Source organism: Calditrichia bacterium (genome assembly GCA_020634975.1).
Classification (GTDB): Bacteria; Calditrichota; Calditrichia; order RBG-13-44-9; family J075; genus JACKAQ01.
Genome location: JACKAQ010000001.1, coordinates 618,203 through 642,023 on the forward strand (window position 1 = coordinate 618,203; position 23,821 = coordinate 642,023).

14 protein-coding genes are annotated in these 23,821 nt (G+C 45.4%); 3 read left to right on the forward strand and 11 right to left on the reverse strand.

The annotated features are described in order from the left end of the window. Window positions 1-298: 298 nt before the first annotated feature. Complete coding sequence (locus H6629_02480) at window positions 299-3,877, reverse strand: response regulator (GenBank protein ID MCB9066663.1); 3,579 nt, start codon at window positions 3,875-3,877, stop codon at window positions 299-301. A gap of 380 nt (window positions 3,878-4,257) precedes the next feature. Here H6629_02480 and H6629_02485 point away from each other — a divergent pair, with 380 nt between their 5' ends. Beyond that, the gene (locus H6629_02485) at window positions 4,258-5,376 is read left to right on the forward strand and encodes a hypothetical protein (GenBank protein MCB9066664.1); all 1,119 of its coding nucleotides are present in this window, start codon (window positions 4,258-4,260) and stop codon (window positions 5,374-5,376) included. Window positions 5,377-5,446: 70 nt separating this feature from the next. Beyond that, window positions 5,447-6,526: a P-loop NTPase gene (locus H6629_02490; protein ID MCB9066665.1), complete on the forward strand. Its 1,080-nt coding sequence runs from the start codon at window positions 5,447-5,449 to the stop codon at window positions 6,524-6,526. 103 nt (window positions 6,527-6,629) lie between these two features. Here the strand turns inward: H6629_02490 and H6629_02495 are convergent, their stop codons facing one another. From H6629_02495 to H6629_02525, 7 genes are all read right to left on the reverse strand, one after another. Next, window positions 6,630-6,992 carry a response regulator gene (locus tag H6629_02495; GenBank protein MCB9066666.1) on the reverse strand — a complete coding sequence of 121 codons (363 nt, stop codon included), beginning with the start codon at window positions 6,990-6,992 and terminating at the stop codon, window positions 6,630-6,632. After that, a complete protein-coding gene (locus H6629_02500; GenBank protein MCB9066667.1) occupies window positions 6,985-9,471 on the reverse strand; it encodes a response regulator in 2,487 nt (828 codons plus the stop codon). The genes H6629_02495 and H6629_02500 overlap by 8 nt, the downstream gene beginning before the upstream one ends. 198 nt (window positions 9,472-9,669) lie before the next feature. After that, the gene (locus H6629_02505; GenBank protein MCB9066668.1) at window positions 9,670-11,406 is read right to left on the reverse strand and encodes a sigma 54-interacting transcriptional regulator; all 1,737 of its coding nucleotides are present in this window, start codon (window positions 11,404-11,406) and stop codon (window positions 9,670-9,672) included. Between the two features lie 19 nt (window positions 11,407-11,425). Next, a complete protein-coding gene (locus tag H6629_02510; GenBank protein MCB9066669.1) occupies window positions 11,426-12,931 on the reverse strand; it encodes a response regulator in 1,506 nt (501 codons plus the stop codon). Window positions 12,932-13,701: 770 nt separating this feature from the next. Continuing rightward, window positions 13,702-14,889, reverse strand: a complete 1,188-nt coding sequence (locus H6629_02515; protein ID MCB9066670.1) for a hypothetical protein — start codon at window positions 14,887-14,889, stop codon at window positions 13,702-13,704. Between the two features lie 245 nt (window positions 14,890-15,134). Further along, window positions 15,135-15,557, reverse strand: coding sequence for an energy transducer TonB (locus H6629_02520; GenBank protein MCB9066671.1), 423 nt, complete (start codon window positions 15,555-15,557; stop codon window positions 15,135-15,137). Window positions 15,558-15,658: 101 nt separating this feature from the next. Next, complete coding sequence (locus tag H6629_02525) at window positions 15,659-16,306, reverse strand: energy transducer TonB (GenBank protein MCB9066672.1); 648 nt, start codon at window positions 16,304-16,306, stop codon at window positions 15,659-15,661. Between the two features lie 278 nt (window positions 16,307-16,584). Between H6629_02525 and priA the strand changes: the two genes are divergently transcribed. Continuing rightward, window positions 16,585-19,059 carry a primosomal protein N' gene (priA, locus tag H6629_02530; GenBank protein ID MCB9066673.1) on the forward strand — a complete coding sequence of 825 codons (2,475 nt, stop codon included), beginning with the start codon at window positions 16,585-16,587 and terminating at the stop codon, window positions 19,057-19,059. A gap of 1,135 nt (window positions 19,060-20,194) precedes the next feature. Here priA and H6629_02535 read toward each other — a convergent pair. The 3 genes from H6629_02535 to H6629_02545 form a co-directional block, all read right to left on the reverse strand. Continuing rightward, entirely contained in the window at window positions 20,195-20,773 is a 579-nt protein-coding gene (locus tag H6629_02535; protein MCB9066674.1) for a hypothetical protein, read from the reverse strand. A 189-nt stretch (window positions 20,774-20,962) separates the two neighbouring features. Next, on the reverse strand, window positions 20,963-21,751 hold the full coding sequence (locus H6629_02540) for an SDR family oxidoreductase (protein MCB9066675.1): 789 nt from the start codon (window positions 21,749-21,751) through the stop codon (window positions 20,963-20,965). A gap of 65 nt (window positions 21,752-21,816) precedes the next feature. Continuing rightward, window positions 21,817-23,757: a BamA/TamA family outer membrane protein gene (locus H6629_02545; GenBank protein ID MCB9066676.1), complete on the reverse strand. Its 1,941-nt coding sequence runs from the start codon at window positions 23,755-23,757 to the stop codon at window positions 21,817-21,819. Between the last annotated feature and the right edge of the window lie 64 nt (window positions 23,758-23,821).

The window sequence follows — 23,821 nt, forward strand, 5'->3', positions numbered from 1 at the left end:
TTACAACCTAATTTTTGCCATTGCCGCCAACTCGCAAGAAAACCTGTACGGTGAAGAATTTTTCGACACTATTATGTGTCAGAATATTGCTATTTATACAATTTAAAAAGATCTGTTGATTCTAGACCCAAGGAATTCCTGTGTCGGGAGCTTTTTTCAAATCATCTTTGATGAAAAAATCCCGCCAACTGCTGAGGTGTCTAAAATATCAACATTTATCTTATTTATCGACACTTGTTATAAAAACTTTCGTTTTTTTTCAGAAAATGTCGAAAATCGCACACCAAGTGTCAATAAATTATATGGGGAGTGAGTTAGGCAACCAACGTAGGATAATATCTTTCAGATCGTTTGTATTGAGGGGTTTGCTGAGGTAGTCATCCATTCCAGATGCGATGCATTTTTCGCGATCTCCCTGCAGGGCGTTGGCTGTCATCGCGATAATTGTGGGCTGCTGCTTTTGCGGTGAAAGCTCGGTGCGAATCTGGCGTGTGGCTTCGTAGCCATCCATTACTGGCATTTGGCAATCCATAAAAATAATCCGGTAATCGTTATTTAGCACAGTTTCCAAAGCTTCCATGCCGTTGTTAACCAAATCGGGCCGGAATCCCATTTTCTGAAGCATGCGCTGGGCAACCCGGCGATTGACGGCGTTGTCGTCAACAATCAACATTTTCAGGCTCGATACCGATGTTAACAAATCTTCAGACGATTTAATAGCTGAAGCGGTTTTCGCAGATCCACCTGAGACTTGCTTCACCGTTTCGAAAGTTGCGGTGAACCAGAATGTGCTGCCTTTTCCGGGTTCGCTGGTCACCCCGATTTTTCCGCCCATCATTTCAACAAGGTATTTGGAAATGGACAATCCCAAACCTGTTCCACCGTGTTTACGGGTTGTCGAGCCATCGGCCTGCACAAATGCGCTAAACAGCTTTCTCTGCACTTCTTTTGAAATACCGATACCTGAATCGGAGATGCTAAATTTAATTGTAACGGAGTTCTCCACTTCCCGGTAGCGCGTGATGGTGAGGCTGATGTAGCCTTTTTCGGTAAATTTTACCGCATTTCCAATTAAGTTGGTGATGATTTGACGAAGCCGGACCGGATCGCCGGAAAGCTGCCACGGCACTTCCGCAGCCATCTGGTGCATCAAAACCAGTTCTTTATTGTGGGTAATCGGTTCAAAAATAGCCATGATGCTGTTGAGCAGCTCGGACAAATCGAACGTTATTTTTTCCAGTCGCAATTTGCCGGCTTCTATTTTTGAAAAATCCAGAATATCGTTGATGATCGTCAGCAAGCTGTCGCCGCTGCTGCGGATAACTTGCAGATATTCGTGCTGTTCTTCGGACAAATCCGTTTCGGAAAGCAGGGTTGTCATCCCGATTACACCGTTCATCGGTGTACGGATTTCGTGGCTCATATTTGCCAGAAATTCGGATTTCAATCGCGATGCACTTTCCGCCGCTATTCGTGCTTCTTCCAATTCGTGGGCGTTTTTATCGCGCTCATCAATTACTTTTTCCAACTCATGATTTTGCTTTTCCAGCATAGCCGTGCGGGCATGAACCAGCTTCTCCAACCGGCTGTTCAATGTTTGAATGGAATACAATCGATAGCGATAAATTGAATAAATACCACTAATTATGAGCAACAAAACCACCAGGCTAAACCATGCGGTTTTCCAAAATGGCGGCATCAGCTCAAAGTTGACGGTTTCGGTTTTCGCCCAGTCGCCGGTTTTGCGGCGCGCCTGCACTTCCAACGTATATTTTCCCGGTGATAAATTGGTATATTTCAACTCCGATCCGAATAGCGGTTTCCATTTGTCACCATAACCGACGAGTCGGTAACGGATCTCGAAATGCCGTTGGTGCACAAATGTCAACACTGCAATTTTTACATTCAGCTCATTATTCTGATAAAAAATTTCGTTGGGTTTGCCACTAAAAATTGGCTGATCGCCCAAGGTTGCAGATTCAATCTTGATATTTGGCGGTGTCGGATCTTGCCAATTATCCAAATCAGGATGATAATGGCTCAGCCCTTCTATGGTTGCCATCCAAATGCTGCCATCGTGATCCAGATAAAACCCACCGGCATTAGATTCATAACTGGCAAATCCCTCTAAAGGACTGTAATTAAAGAAATTAGTGCTATCAAAACAATCGACGCCACGGGCAGTGCCAAACCACATATTTCCTTTCGCATCGCGACCGATCGAGTAAACGGCATTGTTGTTAAGCCCGTTTGCGGTTGAATATGTTTTGAAAATTTCGCCGTCGAATCGGGTGACGCCGTACGAGCCGTGATAACCAAACCAAATTTCGCCGGGCGCGCCTTCTGCAATAAAATAAACGTTATCCGATGCCAGCCCATCGTTGACTGTGTAAGTTTTCCATTGGTTGCCATCCCACCGGGAAAGGCCATTTTTGCCGCTGATCCAAACATTCCCGAGATAATCGATACAAATTCGACTGTTCGTAAAAATCTGATTTGGCACTTCGATTCTCTCAACTTCCGAACCGGTATATCGGACAACGCCATTGTGCAAACTTGCAATCCAGATATTCCCGGATTGATCTCCTACAATTCGGTTTACCCGCCCGAGATGTTGAAAAATTTCCGGATTCTGAAATTTGCCATTTGCAAACTGGCTGACACCTCGATGGGCGCCAATCCATATCACCCCTTTTTCATCTTCGTAAAGGTCGTAAATACGTTCGTTGTTCAGCCCGTTTTTTTTGCCGTAGACTTGCCAGTTGTTTCCGTCAAAAGTGTTTAGCCCTTCGATGGTACCCACCCACAACAAATTATTTTTATCCCGCAACACCGGGCGAACGATTTGCGCACCCAAACCATCTTTCATGGTGTAATTGGTAAACGCTCGTCCGGTAAATTGTGCCAAACCGCCAAATCCGCCGAACCACATTATCCCGTCGATATCCTGCCAAATTGCCCGGACATCCATAAAAGGAAATCCGTTTTCCTGCCGGATGCGGTAAACTGAATCCATCGTCGCATGAGCGATGCCATTGTATGTTCCCACCCAAATCCCACTTTGATTATCGGGATACATTGTATTTATTTCAGAATCTAAAGTGATAATTTTAATGGGTTTATGATTTTCGCTATCCGAAAAATCTTCGCTGAGTACCGCGATCTTTTCATCAAAACTAATCCAGAAATTATGCTGTTTATCCTGACAAATATTGCTGATAACCGCGCTATCCGGGATAGCCTCATTTTTGAATTTTTTAAAGCGATTGAAGTTTAAATAATACAACCCGGATTTGCAGACTACCCACACTCGCTGGTGTTCGTCCAGCATCAGTTTCCGAATTCCCAAATTAGGAATGCCGTCATTTTCATCGTAATATTTAAATTGATTGCCGTCCCACATTGCCAGCCCGCTATACCCGCCAAACCAAACCTGACCGGCACGATCCACTACAATCGATTCGATAACTGTTGGTGATGATTTGGGCTCAGAATAGTTAACAAAACCATTGGTAGCATCCCAGGAAGCCAACCCCATAAAATTGCCGATCCAAATTTTACCGTCTGCACCTTTAGCAAGCGCATTAATAAAATCATTGTGAAGCCCGTCGGCAATGTTAAACGCTTTGAAATGCCTGCCGTTAAAACGGTTCAATCCGGCCTGGGTGCCAATCCATAAATAACCGTCATCATCCTGAAGGATGCTTTCCACCACCATTTGCGAAAGACCTTCATCCCCACCAAAACGCCGAAATGTATATTGTTGCGCAACCAACGAACTGAAACCGGAAATGCAAATGACAGAAAATATCGCCCGCCTCAGAAACACAGTGAAGGAAACGCTGTATTTATAAACATTTACGTTGATTTTTTTCATAAAATCATTTCATCAACTTATTGAAGTAATCGTTATTAAAAACAGAAAGTTGTTAAACACAATCGAACCACTGAATACATTTATAACAACCAGCTTTACACCTGCAACATCTCTTACAGGATATCTAAAGCATCGTTAAAAACCTGAATTTCTTAACTTTTATAACAATAAATTAACATTTGAAATAAAACCGCTTCGCAGACAAGATGCCCTGCGAATGATTTCGCGATTCCCAGTTGCCAAACACCTGTTTGTATTGCGGATGTGGAATTATTGGAAGCTTTGATTTAGATGGAAATTCGCTTAAATTTACCGTTTAACAATTGATTTTTCAGCGACAACGCCAATAACCGGGCAGAACGAACAGAGGAAATTCATCGATGGGAAAAAAGAATAAAAAACAAACGCAAAAAAAGCAGCAGGCAAAAGCATTAAAACGCAGGGCTGTTCAAAAAGAGAATAAAAAAGTGAGCAACCTGATGAAAGCGAAGCGCAAAACGCCCGGGATGCCCGGCGTTCCCGGCGGAATTCCACCGCAAATGCGCGCTGTTGCAGAACATTTGATGACATTTTCGATGCCGATTTTTGAATTGGCACAGCCGCAAACGCCCGGACAAATCAATGCGCTGGCAGCTATTATCCAAAACTGGTGGGCGGCATTTGAGGTGCAGGATACCGAAGAACGCGCCAAAATGCTGGCAACCCTGGAACCGGCTTACCTCAGCCAGCCGTGGGCAAAATTGCCATTTGATGAATTGACCGAAATTTTGCTCAAACGCCACATTTCGCTGGTGCCGAAATCGCACACAGAAGAAGAATTGAGCCGTTTCTCGCCTGAAGAGCTGGAAGCTGCGATGAATATTTCTTTCAGCGATGAAACAGCAGAAGATGCGACGGAAGCTGAAATCGCCGAGGTTGTTGACGTCGAAACCGAGACGGTTGCTGCCGAAAAACCAACATCCGATATCGAGCCGCTTTCCCGTGAAATTCCGTTGGAGAGCGCGCTTTCACACGACGTTATTTTTGCAACAGCAGATGCGAAAGCCATCGAGACGCTGCAAACATTGGGCAAATCGCTGAAAGCGGATTATCAGAAAATCGATTTTATCGATTCAGAAAATCCGTTGCTGAAACAACTGGCTGAATTTCAACAGCAGGCCGGCAAACAATTTTTGGATACAATCGCCAAAAACGGTGCACCGGCGGCAGTCGTAAAATCGCTGAAAAACGGTATCACGCCGTTCCACCGGGATTTTTTGGGCGAATATCACCAAAGCAGTTTGCTGAACACTCAACCCGATCAATTTGAAGAATATTTGATGGATTATTACATTCGTAAAGTTTCGCGATCAGCAGACAGCGATGCCTATTTGCTCGATGGCTTCAAACAGTTCTGGACATTCTTGAACGCGTTGGAACTGGTTGACGACATCGCCCCGATGCTCGAATGTATTGAAGATATCCGCAATGAATTTGAAGAAGAAATTCAGGAAAGCTAATCGCCTTAGCTGTTGTTTTTGTTAAACATAAACGATGTATTTTCGATTTGTATAAATAGAAAGGTTAATAATGGAAAACCTGACAGAAGCCTCGGTGAGCGCTCTTTTGGAGCGAATTGAATATCCGGGGTTTACCAAAAATATTGTAGAATTTGGCATTGTGGATGACATTAAAATTCAGGGGAACCGGATTACCGTCAACCTCAAATTCAAAACGAAAGATCCCCAAAAAAAACAGGCTGTCAAACAGGCAGTTCAGGAAAAATTGAAAGCCGATTTGCCGGATACCAAGATAATGGTTGTTGAAGGCATTCCCACGATGAATCCACTGGGCGCGGCGCCCAAACAAAATGATCCCTGGGCGGGACGGGCGGAAATCCCGGGCATCGGCAGCATTTTGGCGGTCGCCTCCGGAAAAGGCGGTGTGGGAAAATCCACCGTGGCAACCAACCTGGCAATTGCGCTGGCTGAAGAAGGGCTGAAAATCGGGCTGCTGGACAGCGATATTTACGGTCCCAGCGTGCACATCATGATGGGTGTAGAAGACAAACCGATGGTTAGCGAACACCAAAAGCTGGTGCCGATCGAAAAATTCAACATCAAAATGATGTCGATGGGCTTTATTCTGGATCGCGATACACCGGTGATTTGGCGGGGACCGATGGTCATCAAAGCGCTGGATCAATTTTTGAATGATGTAGAATGGGGCGAACTGGATGTGCTGATTATCGATTTACCGCCCGGAACCGGCGACGCACAGCTGAGCCTCGTGCAGAAAACACCGATCACCGGAGCAGTTGTGGTCACTACGCCGCAGGAAGTTGCGCTGGTGGACGCCCGCCGCGGTTTCCAGATGTTCAAAAAATTGAGCATCCATACGTTCGGCATTATTGAAAACATGAGCTATTATTTGAACCCGGCAAATGGCGAACCGGTGTATATTTTTGGAAAAGGCGGTGGCGCCAAAGCCGCATACGAACTGGGTGCGCCGTTTTTGGGTGAAATTCCCATCGATCCCGCGGTTGCCGAAGCCGGCGACGCCGGAACGCCGCTGGTCGCCCGAAACGCAGACAGCGAAACCACAAAAGCATTCCGGGATGTTGCCCGCCAACTGATCGGCGAAGGACTGCTGGAACGCGTTGCCAAATAATTGTTATTTTTGAACTTATGCGTTTGACAAAAAAAAAGCCGCATCGTATAAAACGATGCGGCAGTTGGTAGGATGTATGAGTGGGGGTTTTCAGTTTTTATTTTCAATCATATAAAATTTTGTTGATCAGCGAAAAAAGCTGTTCGCTTTCGAAAGGTTTTTCCAGGGTTTCAATTGCACCCAGTTTTTCGGCAATTTGTAAATACGGCACATTGTTTGTACCGGACATTGCCACAACCGGCACATCGGGGTATTTTTCAGTAAGCTCGCGAATCAATTCAATGCCATCCATCTCTGGCATCAGCACATCGGTAATAATTAATTCGATATCTAAATTTTCATCTAAAATTGCTAACGCTCTTTTGCCATTTTCAGCATTCATCGCAGAATGATTGTACTGCATTAGCATTTTGCAAATGGCTCTTCTTGCTGATTCGCTATCATCCACGACCAATATTTTAGCCATGCTGCATTGCCTCTATATGATTAGTTTTAATATTGTTACCGGACCTGCCGGAATCTATTGTTTTTCTGACACTTACAGATAAATCTTTAGCAGAAAAAGGCTTCAGTAAAAAATTTATGTTGTCGTTTTTTCGGGAAAAAACCGGATCATCGATAGAGTAACCTGTGATAAATAAAATTTTCAATTCCGGGCGTATTTTAGCCAACACCTGCGATAATTCCTTTCCGTTCATGCCGGGCATAACCATATCTGTAATCAACAAATCTATTTTCCGGGCATTTTCTTCGAAAATATTTAATGCGTCATATACATCGTTACTGACCAAAACATTGTATCCACAAACCGATAAAATGTCGCTAATCAGGTTCCGGACGTAACTTTCATCTTCAACGAGCAAAATGGTTTCTGTGCCTTTGGGCATATTTTCCACTGTAATTTCGTCCTGAACTTGCAGCGGTGGGGCTTTCATGTATGGAAAACACACCATCAATTGGGTGAATTCGCCTTCAACTGTTTCCAAATGAATGCCACCCGAATTCCGATTTGCGACATCATAAATGATCGATAGCCCCAATCCGGTACCCTGATTGTCCGATTTTGTGGTAAAAAACGGATCAAATATTTTTTTGCGAATCTCTTCCGGAATGCCTGAACCATTATCTTTTACAGAAATATAGACGTATTTTCCCGGTGAAACCGGTATCACATTGGGTTGATTGGCGTTGGTGATAACCATCAAACCCGTATCAATTTCGATGACGCCATTGTTGCCAACCGCATCCCGGGCATTAACCATCAGGTTCATTACCACTTGCTCAATCATGCTGCTATCCGCGAATATCGTCAGCGGCTGGTCATACAAACGCCAAATTTGCTGCACATCTTCCCGGATCAACCGTTGCAGCAATTTGTGAATATCTTCCAACATCTGGTTGACATCCATAAATTTTGGCCCTGCGGATTGATGCCTGCTAAAAGACAGTAATTGGCGGGTTAGCGCAGCAGCTTTTCTGCCGGCTTTGCTAATTTGCAAAATGCCTTCGCGAATTTCCGTTGTTTTGTTCATCCGGTGCAACATCAATTCCGCGTGCCCGTTAATCGCCGTCAGGATGTTGTTAAAATCATGTGCGATAACACCGGCTAACCGTCCCAACTCTTTTAATTTGTGGGAATGCATCAATTTATCTTCCGTTTCCCGAAGCTGCAATTCGATTTCCTGCCGGTTCGTAACATCCCGGATAATTGCCAGTACGGGCGAGTGTTGCCCTCCCTTTTTGATCCGTGTAAAACAGCATTCCCCAAAACAAACGGCATCGCCAGATGTTATAAATCGTAAATTCTGCGTCGGGGGATTTATTCCGGTTGCCGTCTGTCGGATAAGCTGCATCGCAGTTTCCCGGTCATCTTCGTGAACAACTGTCCCAAAAGATTTGTTGAGAAAACGGTTGCGTTGCAACCCGGTTACCGTTTCGAATGCAGTATTCAACTGTTCAATCCGCCCGTTTTCTGAAAGAATCACAACCAGATCGCGGGCATGTTCAAACAGTTGAAACTGCTCAGTTGCATTCGAAATCCCCGATGTAACCTCCGACTTTACTGTTTCGGGGAATGCTTCTCCGCTCACTCTCCCAGCACGATGTTGCTCTTTATCCAACTCCGCAGAGATTTTTTTTGCAAAATAATTGAAAACAACCGTAGCTGTCGTTTTGTCAAAATGATTTTCGTTAATCAGTAAAATTAAATGTCCAATCGGTTGTTGTCCCGAATCGTAAATTTGTGAACTCCACCAACGGCTGAATGGCATGTTTTTGTCCGATACAATCGGTTCAAAATGAAAACCCGGCTCTGAAGTCGTTTCGATAATGGATTGAACAAATTCAGGATCTGGCAATTGAACGTCATCTGGTGATTGACAAAAAGGTAAAAAAGCCGTGGCCGTTTTTTGCGCGTTATTTTTGCAAGTGATAATTCCGGCTTGTGCCTGGGTTATATTAATAATGAGCTTGAGCACGTTTGACAAAAATGCCTTACCGCCCTCAGATTCAAGATGAATGCCCTGCAGCAAAATTTTTTCCCGGACTTTCGAGAGCCGGTTATCTCGTAACGTCAGCGATTGCTCGACAAGCTCAATAATATCTTTTCGGGTAAACGGTTTCTGCAGCCGCAATATTCCACGGGTCAACTCGCTGGTTGCAAACCAATACCCGGACATCATAATAATTTCGCAGTCCAGGTGAGTGCTGTAAATATACCGGACAAGTTCTTCGCCATTTTGGGCGTTTGACAACGCAAGATCAAGTATTGCAAGGTTTACGTTTTCTTCTTGCAGTATCTTCACAGCCTCATCAATATTCGAAGCTGTAAAAACCTGATAATTTTCCATTTGCAAAAACCGCGACAATGAAAACCGGATAGATTCTTCATCATCCACAACCAAGACAGATGCGATTGGTTTGACATTCTTATCAGTTGTTCCCATTTCCCTTCCAAGCATGGATTAAATCCGTTAGTTCACAAAGGGAATGCGAAAACAATGCCAGTTTTTACGACACTGCAAAACTCATTGTTTTTATTGAACTTAGGAGAGATTGTTAAATGACAATTTACAACAAAAACTGTAACATGTAACATGTATCATGTTACGAACATGTTACATGTTACAAAAAATTCTGCACCGCTATCCTTCGTCAGAAAAATCCATTTTCTCAATTTTGCGATAAACCGTTTGTCGGCTGATGCCGAGTAACCGCGCGGCTTTGGCTTTATTTCCACCTGTTTTTCGCAGTGCATCTTCAATTACTTCCGGCGGTATTTCCTGCACACCAGAACTATCATTTAGATGATGTATTTTTTTGCTGCGAGTGATTGCCGGTGGTAAATGCTCTAAACGGATTCTGTTTTCCTGGCATACAATAAATGCTCGTTCAAGCGCATGTTTAAGCTCCCGAACGTTTCCGGGCCATTGATAATTTATTAATTTTTCCATCGCCTCAGGCGCTACACCCTGAATGTCTTTTCCAAATTTTGCAGAAAATATCTCACAGAAATGGGAAATCAGTAGTGGGATATCTTCCATTCGTTCCCGCAATGGGCTGATATTTATTTCCATCACCTGAAGCCGGTAATACAAATCCTCGCGAAATGTTTTTTTGGCGACACAGTCTTCCAAATTTGCGTTAGTTGCCGCCAAAATCCGGACATCCACTTCAATTTTCCGGTTTTCACCAAGTCGTTCGATGGTTTTTTCCTGAATTACACGGAGCAGTTTTGCCTGAATTTGCAGTGGCATATCACCTATTTCATCTAAAAATAGTGTGCCGCCATCTGCGGCTTCAAATCGCCCGATGCGATTCGTGTTCGCACCGGTAAATGCGCCTTTCACATAACCGAACAGCTCGCTTTCCAGCAATGTTTCCGGAATTGCCGCACAATTTACCGAAATAAACGGTTCGTTTTTTTTCGAGCCGGCCTGATGAATCGCCCGTGCAACCATTTCTTTGCCGGTACCGCTTTCTCCGCGAATCAGAACGGTAGAATCAACATCTGCAAGATAATTAATCAGTTCGAAAACGCTTTGCATTTGCGGCGATTTCCCGATTATCTGATAAAATTTGTGCTGTTCCAGCAACGCGTTTTCCAGCTCTACCAACCGGGTTTGGTCGCGAATTAACAGCACTGCGCCCATGGATTTATGTTTATTATCCAGTAATGGCATTCCGGAAAGCTGCAAAGAGTAGAGCTTTCGGTCCGGCGATTTATATCGGTAGTCCAATTCCGGCATGGTTTTATTGTGCCGGATAACATCCGACAATATCTCCAGACACGTTTTTTTTAACGGATTGTCATCTGTCAACGGAAGGTTATTTTCAATATCCAATGGGTTGAGCTCGCACAGCAAACGCGCTTTCTCGTTTGCTGCGGTTATCCGAAAATTTTCATCCGTTGTTAAAATACCGTCCTTAACGCTGCGAAATATCGCATCCAGATGTTTGCGATATTTGTCGTTTTCAGCAACGATCCGTTGCTTCTCTTCGTTCAGTTTTTTGTGTTGTAGTGCCAGTTGGGTAGTTTGCAGCAGCCGGTCTTTCCGGATCGGTTTGGGCAAATAATCGAACGCGCCCAACCGTAATGCGGCAGAGGCTGTGGTTACATTCGGGTCACCGGTGATCATGATTACCGGACAATCCAGCCCGGATTGGCGAACCGCGTGAAGAACATCGATACCGTTTTTTTCCCCGAGCATAATATCAGCAAAAACAACATCTAAAGGTGTTTTATTTATATGTTCAAGCGCTTCCGAATAGTTGGCCGCAAGCGAAACATTGTATTGTTCCTGTTTCAAAAACATCATAAACGTTCGACGAATGCTTTCTTCGTCATCAACGATCAAAATATTTCCTTTGACTGCTTCCATATCCCGTCAAGTTAAATTTTCAAATAACCGGCAGCTCGATGATTGCACGGGTAAACTGCCCTTCAACGCTTTCGAAACGCAACACGCCGCCGTGGGTTTTGATGATATTAAAACTGATGCTCAATCCTAATCCAGTGCCTTCGCCGGGCGGTTTTGTGGTGTAAAACGGCTGCATAATTTTATCCAAAATATTTTGCGGAATCCCGATGCCGTTGTCTTTGCAGACAATACGAATCATTTTCCGGGAATTTTCCATATATTTTTCCGCCGTAATCGATAACTTTTTTTCCGGATGGAAACCAAGATATTTCCTGTTTAATGCATAACGGGCGTTGTTCAGCAGATTTACCAAAACTTGCTGCATTTCGTTGACGTTAACCAAAACCAATGGCAAATCGTTAGGAATATTGATTTCGATTTTTATAGCATCTTGCCGCAACTGTTGTTTTGCCAACGAAAAACAATCATCCACCAATTGCTGGACATGAACAGTTGTGTATTCTTTTGGCGCTTCCCTGCCAAAAGTGAGCAGGTTTTTAACGATTGCCGCGATTCGCTCGCCTTCCCGGTTGATCCGTCGGGCGATATCGTGTTCATCGCTGGTTTCCGGCGTCTGGTCGCAGAGTATTTGGCTGTAATTAATGATGCCGGTTATCGGATTATTGATTTCATGCGCCACACCAGATGCCAACTCGCCAAGACTGGATAGCTGGCTGTTGCGCATGGCTTCCGCTTCAAACCGTTTCTTTTCTGTGACATCAAAAACCAGAATCAACACTTTTCGACGACCATCTGGCAGGTATAAACGGGTGCACCGTGCATCGAACCAGCATTCCCCTTTTATGACATTGAGAAAATATTCGATCTGTTGGGTTTCGCCGGTTTCCAGCGTTTTCAAAACAACCCCGATAAACCGCTCAGCTTCTTCTTTCGAAAACATTTCAGCAACATTCTTACCGACAATTTCCGATTTGGGTGCAAAAAGCAACTCGGTTTCAGAGCACCAAACCTCTTCAAATACCCCGGTTTCATCCAGTAAAAGAAAAATTCCGGGCAGCGCATTCAAAACAGCTTTCAACCGTTCTTCACTGGCGCGCAGCGCGGCTTCTGCTGCTGCTTTCTCCCGCTGTAACAACACATTCTGAAAACAACGATCCAGCGTGGTAAGCAGTTCCTGCGGGCTGATCGGCTTTCGGAGATAGTCGTACGCACCTTCTTTTAATGCCTGTACAGCCACATCTTCAGCGGAGTATGCGGTCATCATAATACAGGGAATTTCCGAATAATTTTCCCGGATATACGACAGCAAATCTAACCCGCTTTGCCGTCCGAGTCGGATATCCAACAGTGCCAACCCAATTTCTTCATCCTCCAATTGGGCTTGGGCGGCAGAGATACTGTTTGCCTGAGCAACGCGATAACCGCGTGATTCCAGAATTTCGCTAAAGCCTTCAGCAAAATCGATATCATCATCCACAATCAAGATGGATTGTTTTTCGCTAGTTCTCACCCGATTTGTGCTCATAAAGCACCCCTGCTTTCGAATAATACTTTTTATCGATTCAGAATAATCTGCGTCCGCTTCAGTATAGTTGTAACAGTGATCATAACAGTGAGAAAAAATATTCGAATATAAATCAGAAAATTGAATAGACGAATATTGTCGGAATCGTCAGTTTTTTTGTTCGTGCAAATTAATTTAAATCAAATACTTATGCTTAATTGTAGTTGATACCGGAAAAGGGAGAAAACCCATTTCACACAACAATCTCAGCTATTTTTGAGAATTTTGGATTGAAACATACCTTCATTCGAAAGATCTTTTTATAAAAAATCTACATTGAAATCAGGATTTTAAAAATAACGGGTAACCGGTTTGGTTAAGTAGAATCACAACGCAAAATACCTGTCTGGCCATTCATTTGAAAGTAAGGATAATCGATTGATAAATCCAAACAAATATTCACAATACGATAAAAAAGCATTTTCTTGTGTCGCTTTTATACTACAGAACATGCGGGTCGACGATTCGCTTTTCTGCAAAAACCCAAAAATGTTGGAGAGGAAATAAGGATTGTGATAATCGGTGAGCCAAAATTTTCAGTACGTAAACAGTTGAATTTATTTGCTCTATATTTTTTTAATTTTTTCCGGTTTTGTGAATCTAAAAATTTTCCTGCGTAGGAAATTTCGCTTGTTAATTATTACAAAAAACATCCCCGGCAACCGAAGCTACCGGGGAGTGTGGTGAGGGTGCGGAAAAAATGTAGAAACAGGTTATGCGTTTCGCAGAATTTACTCGTCGCGAGAACGTTTTGTTTTCTCTCGTTTGGCAGATTTTGATTGATTCGATTTGGTACTTTTGGCGTTCGACGCCGTGCGAGCGGATGATTTACGAACCGTGCGCTCCTGCTTTACGGTCTGTTTTTTTGCTTCGGCATCCGTACTATTATCCACTTTTTTATTTCGTTCAGTCACGCTGCGAGATGTTCTTTCCCGGTTTTGCTGAACGGTTTTGCGACTGTTTTCGCGGTTTTGGGTTTCGCGTTCATTGCGGCTAAAAACGTTCCGCTGCGATTTTGCGGCTTCATTACGCTTTGCCGTTACCGTCGTATTCCGTTTGGTTTCGTTTTCGCGACGCTGAATTTCGGTGCGATCGTTGCGTTTTTCAACTGTGCGGACCACTGTTCGTCTATCCGCATTACGTTCACGTTTGGCTTCATCGCGATCGTTGCCAAATCGGTTGCGCGAATCCGCTTTGCGAATGGCACGTTCGGCGATTTCATTGCTGTTCTCGATGCGAACCGCCCGGTTATCCCCGCGACCGCGATTGCGATTGTCGTTGCGATTCCCGTCCCGGCGATCCCAGTCACGCGGTTTGTTCTGGCTGCGATTCTTCCGGTCATTGTAATCGTCATCGCGATGATTTTTGTTGTAACGATTACCGTTTTTGTTGCCATAACCGTAACCATAGCGATGCCCGTTATCAGAATATTTTTTGTGTTTATGATGTCCGTAGCGCGGATAATAATAGTTGTGATAGCGCGGATGTTTGTAATAATGTCCGGCAAAACGGTAGCCCGGCCAATATGGCACTTCACACCACTGGCGGTATTTTTTGTGAACAACAACCACCGGATACGGATCGTAATCATACGGATCGTAAATGACGTAGCGATAGCGAACCGGTGTGTAAATCACCCGACGCGGATGCCAAAACAGATCCCCGAAATACACCGAAACGCTGATGGGCAAACGGTCATCGCGGTATTGCAGCGCAAGCATTTCCGGCGAATTAAAAAAGACGCCATAGCGGTAAACCACAATTGGCGGATATTCATCATAATCATCATAATCTTGATATTCGTAATCGTCGCTGTAATAAATGCCCGTATCGTAATCCTGCGCGTGAACTTTTGTCTGGATCAGCACGAAGAATAAAATGGCACCTGTGATTGCGGCAAATCTGGTTAACGTACTCATAACAAATCCCTTTCAGTTTCTTTCATGCCAGTATTGTTCAAAATTGGTACCACTTTGGACAATCACCCGAATCCGGGTGAAAATTGCAGATTGTAAACAGCTGATAAATATAAGTTTATGAAATTTTTTATGTGGGATAATCAGGTAAAAAACAACGGACCAACTGTTAACCAGGTTAACAGCTGACCCGTTTTCGACATTCGTTTTGTCGAGCCAATTCAAATATCGCCAACTGTTGGCATGCGTTATTTATTTTTCAATTTAAACTGGAATGGAATGATCACAGTTGATTGCACTTTTTTTCCGCGATCAATTGCGGGCTCGAACAGAAATAAACGTGCAGCATCCAGCGCGGGCTTGTCCAGCCCCGATACCGATTTCACAACTTCTGTTTCAATCACTTTCCCGGTGGTATCCACCATTGCTTTGATGATGACGCGTCCGGAAATACCCGCTTTGCGCAGCGAATCCGGGTATTCGGGTGCCACTTGTTTGATCAATTTCGGCATCGGTTTTTCTTCCGACGCCGCAGAAAACGCGACTGCATTTTGCGCAACAATCAGAAAAACGATGGCAAAAACAGCCAGCATTCCGGCAAAAACGGGTTTGAAATGTCGCAAAGTTTTGTTGATTTTTTGATACTTCCCATTCACGATTGTCTGTTTCATTTATCCTCCGAAAATCGTTATAGTGTTGTTTTTATTGAATTAAAAAAAGGACCGCCGCAACGAATTGCGACGATCCGTTAATGCGCCTCCTCGCGCGTTTCTCAATTTTTTAATCGAAAATGGAAGGGGATTTGCGTCCACACTTTTACAACCCGATCACGTTGTTTGCCGGGCGAAAATTTGAATTGTCGCGCAGCAGCCAGCGCAGCCTCATCCAGCAACGGGTGCGATTTTAGAATTTCGACCTTCTCCACGTTACCGACCGTATTTATCAACACTTTCACCACAACCTGCCCTTCAATTCCGGCGCGTTTGGCCAATTCCGGATAGTCCGGTGTTACCTGGTGCAGCACTTCCGGTCGTTCAGAAAGTGCATAAAACGGCACGGTCGGTTCCGGATCTTCTGCCGGTGGCGGCGGCACATCAGCCAAACCGGAATTTTCCACCCAACTCGTTTCCTCGATGGTCAAATCATCCGGGATATCTTCATCCGAGTCCGATTCCACAGGGATTACCGGACGCTGCGGTTTTGGCGGCGGTTTGTGCTGTTCTGTCGGCGGGATTTCTACCGCTTCTATCACGATATCAATTTTTTTCTGCACCGGAACGCTGTTTTCGAATCGCTGAAACGCGAAAAAAAGTGATGCCGTAATCATCAGCGCAGTCACCAGTGCAATCTCGACCCAACGCGGATATTTTTTTCGCAAATCCGCCGCAGGCTCTTTGAAAATGAGTTGTTGATGTGCCATCGCAAAATCTCCTCAGTTGTTTTCATTGCCTGTTTCAAAGCAAGTGCCATAAATCATTTTATTCTTTAAACAATTGTTTTTAAATGGTTTGTGAAAATTTAATCACTGATTGCAGTGTGAAAAATCTTGCATTTTGCAATCAATTTTGCAAATCACAACCGGCAATGCAATATTTGGAAATCAGCAATTACCGTTTTGGATTTTTCATCGAGTTGATTACATTCGTGCATTCAGACGAAGAAAAAAGAAGTTGTAACGCCGACAAAAACGAATAATACATGCCAGAAAATTACCCGAACCAGATTGCCAATGTGCTGCTTCCCATCCCGGTGGATGAGCCGTTTTCGTATGCCATTCCCGAAGAATTTGCCGATTTGATCGCACCCGGCGTGCAGGTAATTGTGCCGGTTGGCGAACGATTTTCGCCGGGCATTGTGTTCGGCATCGATACGCCGGAAAACAGCGAGCGCAAATTGAAACCGATCGAAGATGTGATCGATCCCGACCCGTTTGTGGGCGACGATTTGCTGAAGCTGATTCACTGGATTTCGGAATATTATATTTGCCATTTGGGCGAGGCGCTGCGGCTGCTGAATACCGCGGTAAATCTCGAAAAATCCGCCTTTGAATTGCGCAAAATTGATGACACACCACCGGAAAAATTGACCGCGCTACAGCAACAGGTTTTCGACCAACTGGTTGGCGATGCATGGTTTTCCGTGAAAGATATCGAAAAGCTGCTCGGACGCGCCAATTTGCTGCACACGGTTCACAAATTGCGGCGAATCGGCGCAGTGGAAACACGTTACACGCCACCGCAACTTAAAAAAATTTACAAAACTATCGATTTTTTCCGGCTGTTGCCGGTATCGGATTGGAGCGAATCAGCGCAAAAAAAATATACCGACGAAACCACTCGCCGCAGCAAAGCGCACGACCTGATTGACTTTCTTTCGGAGGGAAATGTTGTTGACCGGAGCGAATTGCGGGAAGTCGGATTCGACAGCACGATCATCAAAAAATTGACTGACGAAGGCGTGCTCAACCGCGAGGAACGCGAAATTTTTCGCGCGCAAGTGCAGCATTTTCAGGAAGATATAAAATCCGTTGAGCTTAGCGATGAACAACAGGAATTTGTTTCCGATGCGGAGCCGTTTTTGGGCGAATCGCACAAATTCCAGCCGTTTTTGCTGCACGGCATCACCGGCAGCGGGAAAACCCAAATTTACATCGAGCTGATTCGCCGGACGCTGGCCGCCGGACAGGATGCCATTGTGCTCATCCCGGAAATCGTGCTGACGCCGCAAACTGTGGGGCGGTTTTCCCATTATTTTGGCGATGACGTTGCCGCCATCCACAGCCGTATTTCCCCCGGCGAAAAAACCGAAGTGCTCCAAAAATGTCGCGAAGGCAAGGTTCGCGTGGTGATCGGACCGCGTTCGGCAGTGTTCGCGCCATTCAAAAATCTGGGCATTATTATTGTGGATGAGGAGCACGAAAGCAGCTACAAACAAAGCGACGCAACGCCGCGTTACAACGCCCGCGATGTCGCGCTGTATCGTGCGTTTCTCAATAATATTCCCATCGTGCTCGGCTCCGCAACGCCCAGCATGGAAAGTTTGTTCAACGCGAAATCGGAAAAATACCGCTATTTTCACCTCTCCAAACGGATCAGCCAGCGCAATTTGCCGCGCACGCAGGTGGTGGATATCAAAGAGCAGTGGTTCAAAGGCGGCGAGCTGCCGCTGTATTCGGACAACCTGCTGCTGAAAATGGAAGCGAAGGTGCTCAGCCGTGAGCAGGCGATTATTTTGCAGAACCGCCGGGGCTATTCGCCATATATTTTGTGTCAGGAATGCGGGCATGTGGAGAAGTGCCCAAATTGTGATATTACATTAACTTATCACAATTTTGGAAAGCACCTGCGCTGCCATTATTGCGGCTACAACCAACCGGCACCAAGCCTTTGCCCGAACTGCCGGGGAATGGAAATTTTATACAAAGGCGTGGGCACACAACGGGTGGAAGAGGAAACAATGGCGCGTTTTCCGCATGCGAAAATGCTGCGGATGGATCAGGATACGACGCGGCGAAAGGATGATCACGCCAAAATTTTGGAGAGCTTTCGCAATCACGAAGCAGATTTTTTGATCGGCACGAAAATGATCGCCAAAGGGCTGGATTTTGAGCGGGTGACGCTGGTTGGCGTGGTGAATGCGGATCAGGGATTGAATTTCCCGGATTTCCGGGCGGTGGAAAAAACCTTTCAGTTGCTGGTGCAGGCTTCCGGCAGATCCGGGCGTGGCGCGAACAGCGGCGAGGTGGTAATCCAGACCTTCGATCCGCAGCATTATATCTACCAATTTTTGCTGACCCACGATTACCTGAAATTTTACGAACGGGAAATCGCCAGTCGAAAAGCGTTGAAATATCCGCCGTTTTCGCGGCTCTGCCTCATTCGCGTCATCGGCGATGACGAGGGCGCAGTGTTGCATTATTCGCAGGAAATTGCCAAATATTTGTGGCGCTGCAATGAGCAGAAACGTTACCAGGTGTTGGGTCCCGCGCCGGCACCGCTGGCGAAAATCAACAACCAGTATCGTTATCACGTTCTGCTGAAGCAACCCCGCGAAAACGATCCGTCGATGAGCTATTTGCGCAAAGTTGTCAAACAGGGCATCTACAAAAATCCCGATCTGAAAAAATGGCCGGTCGCCGTGCAGATTGATGTGGATCCGTTGGATATTTTGTGAGGAAAACGATGTTACGACATTTGTTTTTGACAATCTCATGCTTTACAACCTTCGCAATCGGGCAACCTGCAACATTGTTGGAAGTTCGAATTAACACGGATCAAACTGAATATATCAAAGGTGAATTGTTTCAAATAGATGTAAAAATAACAAATAACGATGTAAACCTGCTTGAACTGCAATCTCCACAATTACACCATAAATTGATCGTCAGACATTTGGAAGATAATTATGAATTCACTGTTAATTCGCTAGGCAGAGAAGATGTATTTTATCGGGAGTTATTGCCAGGAGAGAACCTATAATTTCTCAGTCACACCTTCTACTTATATGACTTATACCGAAGAAGGACTACAACGCCACCACTGGTTCCTGGGTATTACTGGAAAGAAGGCACATACCAGATAGAAATGGTCATTTGGAATCGCAAGAATGAACAATATGAATCCAATGTTTACGAATTCGTTGTTAAACCTGTGCCAGAGCAATATAATTCTTCGTTCAATATCTTGCGACATAAAAGCAGAAGTAACTTAGCTCCAACATACAAAGACATGATGAAAATATTTCTCTTAGAAAAAACGTCTATCTATCAGTATGAGATGTTTTATCTTTTATCACAAAACTTTGATGCTTCAAAACAGGTGAATTTAAAATAGAGCGAGTAACTGATCTCACAATCGATTTAAGAAATGCACTTTCAAATCTGATTATAGAGAAACCCAACAAACAATACATAATTCGATATGTAAGACATATTAAACATTTTGTAAACGAGAGTAAAAACTCATTTGCAGGCAAGGATCGTTGCTGCAAATAAAGCGTTTTAACCGAACTTGCTTTTGAGTCATATAACCAGATTCAGTCAAAACTTTGAGCGCCAAAGAACCGCAAACGGTATGAGAAATTATTACTGAATTTCTGGTTCAGGTTTTGAGCGGCGAAGAGAGAAAGAAAAGTCTGGTGCAGGTTTTTAAAATTAAAAAACCTGGCTTCGCTGCAACATTTTGCCTTCGTGGGATAAAATCCAGTCGCATATATGCGCCCCTTGCCATACCAATAATTTTGTAATTTTGCAGGGAATGCATATATACATAGTCCATAACGCCAACCCGTTATTTTCAATAAACTTATCTCAGGCAAGCAAGGTATCCGAATCAATGCCGGATTCGGATTGGAATGCTTTAAGCAGGGCAAAAAATTCCGCAACCGTGCGCACGCGCGGTCCTTTCCATTGCTGGTTCCACGGGCGATCGAGGCAAACGGCCAGCCGTCCAGTTTTTTGGAATTTTTCCAAATTCACCGTAAAATCATCCAGCAGCGCCAATCCGGGAACACGCTGTTTTTCGTGCTCGATGTGGATTTCGTTGGCAGGCACATCGTTTTTGCCGAGCCAGACCATCGTCGGGTAGCGGTGTGCGGGCGGCTGCGCAGTGACAATCACAATCTCAAAATCGTTCTCAAACTGGCGCAGCGCATCAATTTCGCCGGGATAGGCGGGCGCGTTTTCCAAAATTTCCCGGGCAAATTGCCCGTCCATAAACTGGTAAATTTCTTTGCCGATCGGGTAAAAATGTTCCAGCGCCCAATCCGTCACCGGCTTGATGGTGTGGTCAGGAAATTCCCGAAGATAAACGGCGTTCAGCGAGCTTACGTAGTCCCGCAAAACGCCGTCAACATCAATTAAAACGCGTTCTTTTTTGGTGTGGGTCATAATAAAAAGTAGGATTTTTCAGAATCATAAATATTAAACAGAGCATCCTGAGTGACCGGTCGCTTTTTTTGCGATCGGTTGTATCGAGGGTTGCGGTAATTGCATTTTTCACCGCACCCTTCGATACGCCCCGTTGGGGCTACTCAGGATGCTCCAATTGTGCAAATATTCAATCTATTTTCAACAAACTTATCCGTCGATGTAATTTTCCGCATTGTCCACCGCAATGGTGTCGCCGTTGATCCACTGGGCGTTCATGCTGCACAGCGCGACCATTGCATCGGCGATATCTTCCGGCGTGGTGAGGCGTCCGGCGGGATTGCGATACAGCGCGGTTTTGATCATGTGATCGCTGCCGGGAATTTTTTCCAGCGCCGGCGTGACGGTTACGCCCGCACGAATCGCGTTCACGGTTGTGCCGATATGCCCGAGTTCCAACGCCAACTGGCGGCAATAGGATTCCAGCGCAGCTTTGGCGGAACTGACCGCACCGTAGCTGCGAACCGCTTTGTCCGCACCGTGGCTGGTCATCGCGAACACGCGCGATCCGTGTCCGAGCAACCCGCGGAAGTAACATTCCTGCGTCCAGTACACCAGCGAATTTGCCATCACGTCCAGCGTCATGGACAGGTTCGCGCGGGTCATTGCAGCGCTTTCTTCATCGATAAATTTTTTGAGCGTGCCGAACGCGAGGCTGTGCATCAGCACTTTCAGGTGTTGTCCATCGGGAATTTCCGCACGAACTTTGTCGGCGATTTCCTTTTGTTTGCCTTCATCCGCGGCGTTGGCGTTGTAAAATGTGCACCGGACGCCCTCAGCTTCTATTTTGCCGATAATTTCTTCCACCTTCGGCATGGTTGCCCGGCGATCGAGGTGAACGCCAAAAATGTCGTAACCCTCTTTTGCCAAACGGATTGCAGCGGCAGCGCCGAAACCGCTGCTGCTGCCCAAAATTAGTGCGTATTTTTTGTCACTCATAATATTCTCCATCGTTTTTCTGATAACCCGGCTAATATAACCAACCGGGGACTTTTTTCAAATTGTTAAAACGCAAAGGAAATTCCGATGTGGAAATTCCCGGCGGATTCGCCCGGTTTTGGGAACCATTTCCAGCCGTAATCGAAGCGCACCGGACCGAACGGCGTGATCACCGCCAACCCGATACCGGAGCCCATTTTCAGCGAGAAATTTTCGAATTCGGAGCTGCTCTGAAAAATGTTGCCGCCATCGATAAACGTTTCCGCCTGAAACAGCCAAAACAACGGAATCCGCAATTCTGCATTGGCCAAAAAGAGGTATTTCCCGCCGAGCGGTTCCTGCTGCTCGTTGCCGTCACCATCGATGTAGGTGATAATTTCACCGATAAACCGCTCCGGATATCCGCGAACCGTGTTTGCCCCACCAATGTAAAATCGCTCCGATTGCGGGATAAACTGAACGTCTTGCGCATCTCCCATTTCGATCAATCCGGCAGCACGAATGCGGGTTGCGAACACCCATTTTTGCTGCAACGGAAATTTTTGGTAACGGCTCCACTGCATGTTGAATTTGTAAAACAGGTTGGTGACGAGCGTATCCTGTGCCTGTCCCGCAAAAATCGGGCGGCTGCGGGTGTAGGCAAATTTGTTGTAAAATTCCGTGAGATAGCCGCGATTTGGGGTAAACAAATTGTCCCGCCGGTCTTTCACCGGCACAAAAGTGATGGCATAAATCAGATCCTGACCACCGGCGATCAGGTTGGTCAACTCGCTGAGATTCACCCGGGAAATATCGGTGTTTTCCTGCAAATCCACTTTTTGGAACGAAATTCCGGCGGTGTACGACCAGTAATTTTCGAACACATGCGAAATATTGAACGACGTTTCCAGCGATGTCGCCGGTAAATTGGTGATCGGCGGGCTTTCGTCCGTCAGCGAAATTTTGAAAACGCCGGGCGTTCGCGTATTCAGCACCCACGGCTCCACAAATGTGAATGAATACTGGTTTCGCGGATTGAGCAATTTGCGCGGCGAGTTGGGCGTTTCGCGCCCATAGTGCAGCGACGGCACTACCTGCAGCGATATGCTGCGCGCCGTTCCGGCGATGTTCCGGTGACCGCCTTCCGCCGTAAAATCGAACGTGGTGATGTTCCCTTTGGCATCGTCCTGCTCGTTGCCGACACCAAACCGGAAACCCAGCCAGGCCATTTTTTTCTCAGCCAGTTTCCAGTGCAACACCACTTGCGAGGGATCGTTCGTTTTGGGCACCAATTCGTAATTCACATATTGGAACAATCCCGTGCTGTAAATATTTTTTTGCGATTTGTCAATTTTTTGCCGGGAAAACAAATCACCTTTGTCGATTTCCATTTCCCGGCGCAACAAAAATCGCTTCACATGTTGATCGCCTTCAAACGCAAAAGTCACATCCGCAATGTGGACAGTTACGCCCTCATCCACTGTAAAATTGAGCACAATCAACGTATCTTCAACAATTTTGCGATCGACTGTCAGTACGATATACGGCTTGCCATTATTCGTGTAAAGCGTTTCGATCCGGTTGATGCCCGCATCCACTTCCGATTGTTGATACGGCTGCCCTTCTTTCAAATACACCCGATCGTATAAATGGATGGTTTTGTATTGCTCATTTCCGGTAAAATTTTTCTCTTTCAAATAGTAGCGTTTGCCCTCGTTCACCTGAAAATCGAGCACAATTTCGTCGCCGTCTTTGTTCACTTTGTAATCCACATACACGTTCAAAAATCCGCGCATCTGGTAATAATTGGTGAGCAAAATGCGATCGAGGTTGGCAAAACGTGCGTTGAATTTCTTCTTTTCCTGCGATTTCAACAGGTTTTTCAATTCTTTTTCGGGAAAAGCATCCGTGCCCGAAAAGGTAATTTTCCGGACTTTCAGATTTGATTGCGCAACAGCGATTCCCCCGAAAAGGCACAGCCAGATCGCCAGCAAATATATTAAAAAAGGGTGGTTTCTTTGGTTCATTTATCGATTGTTATGTTACGAAATTATTGGTGATGCCAGCCGCTTTTCGGCAGGCGCAGGGCGC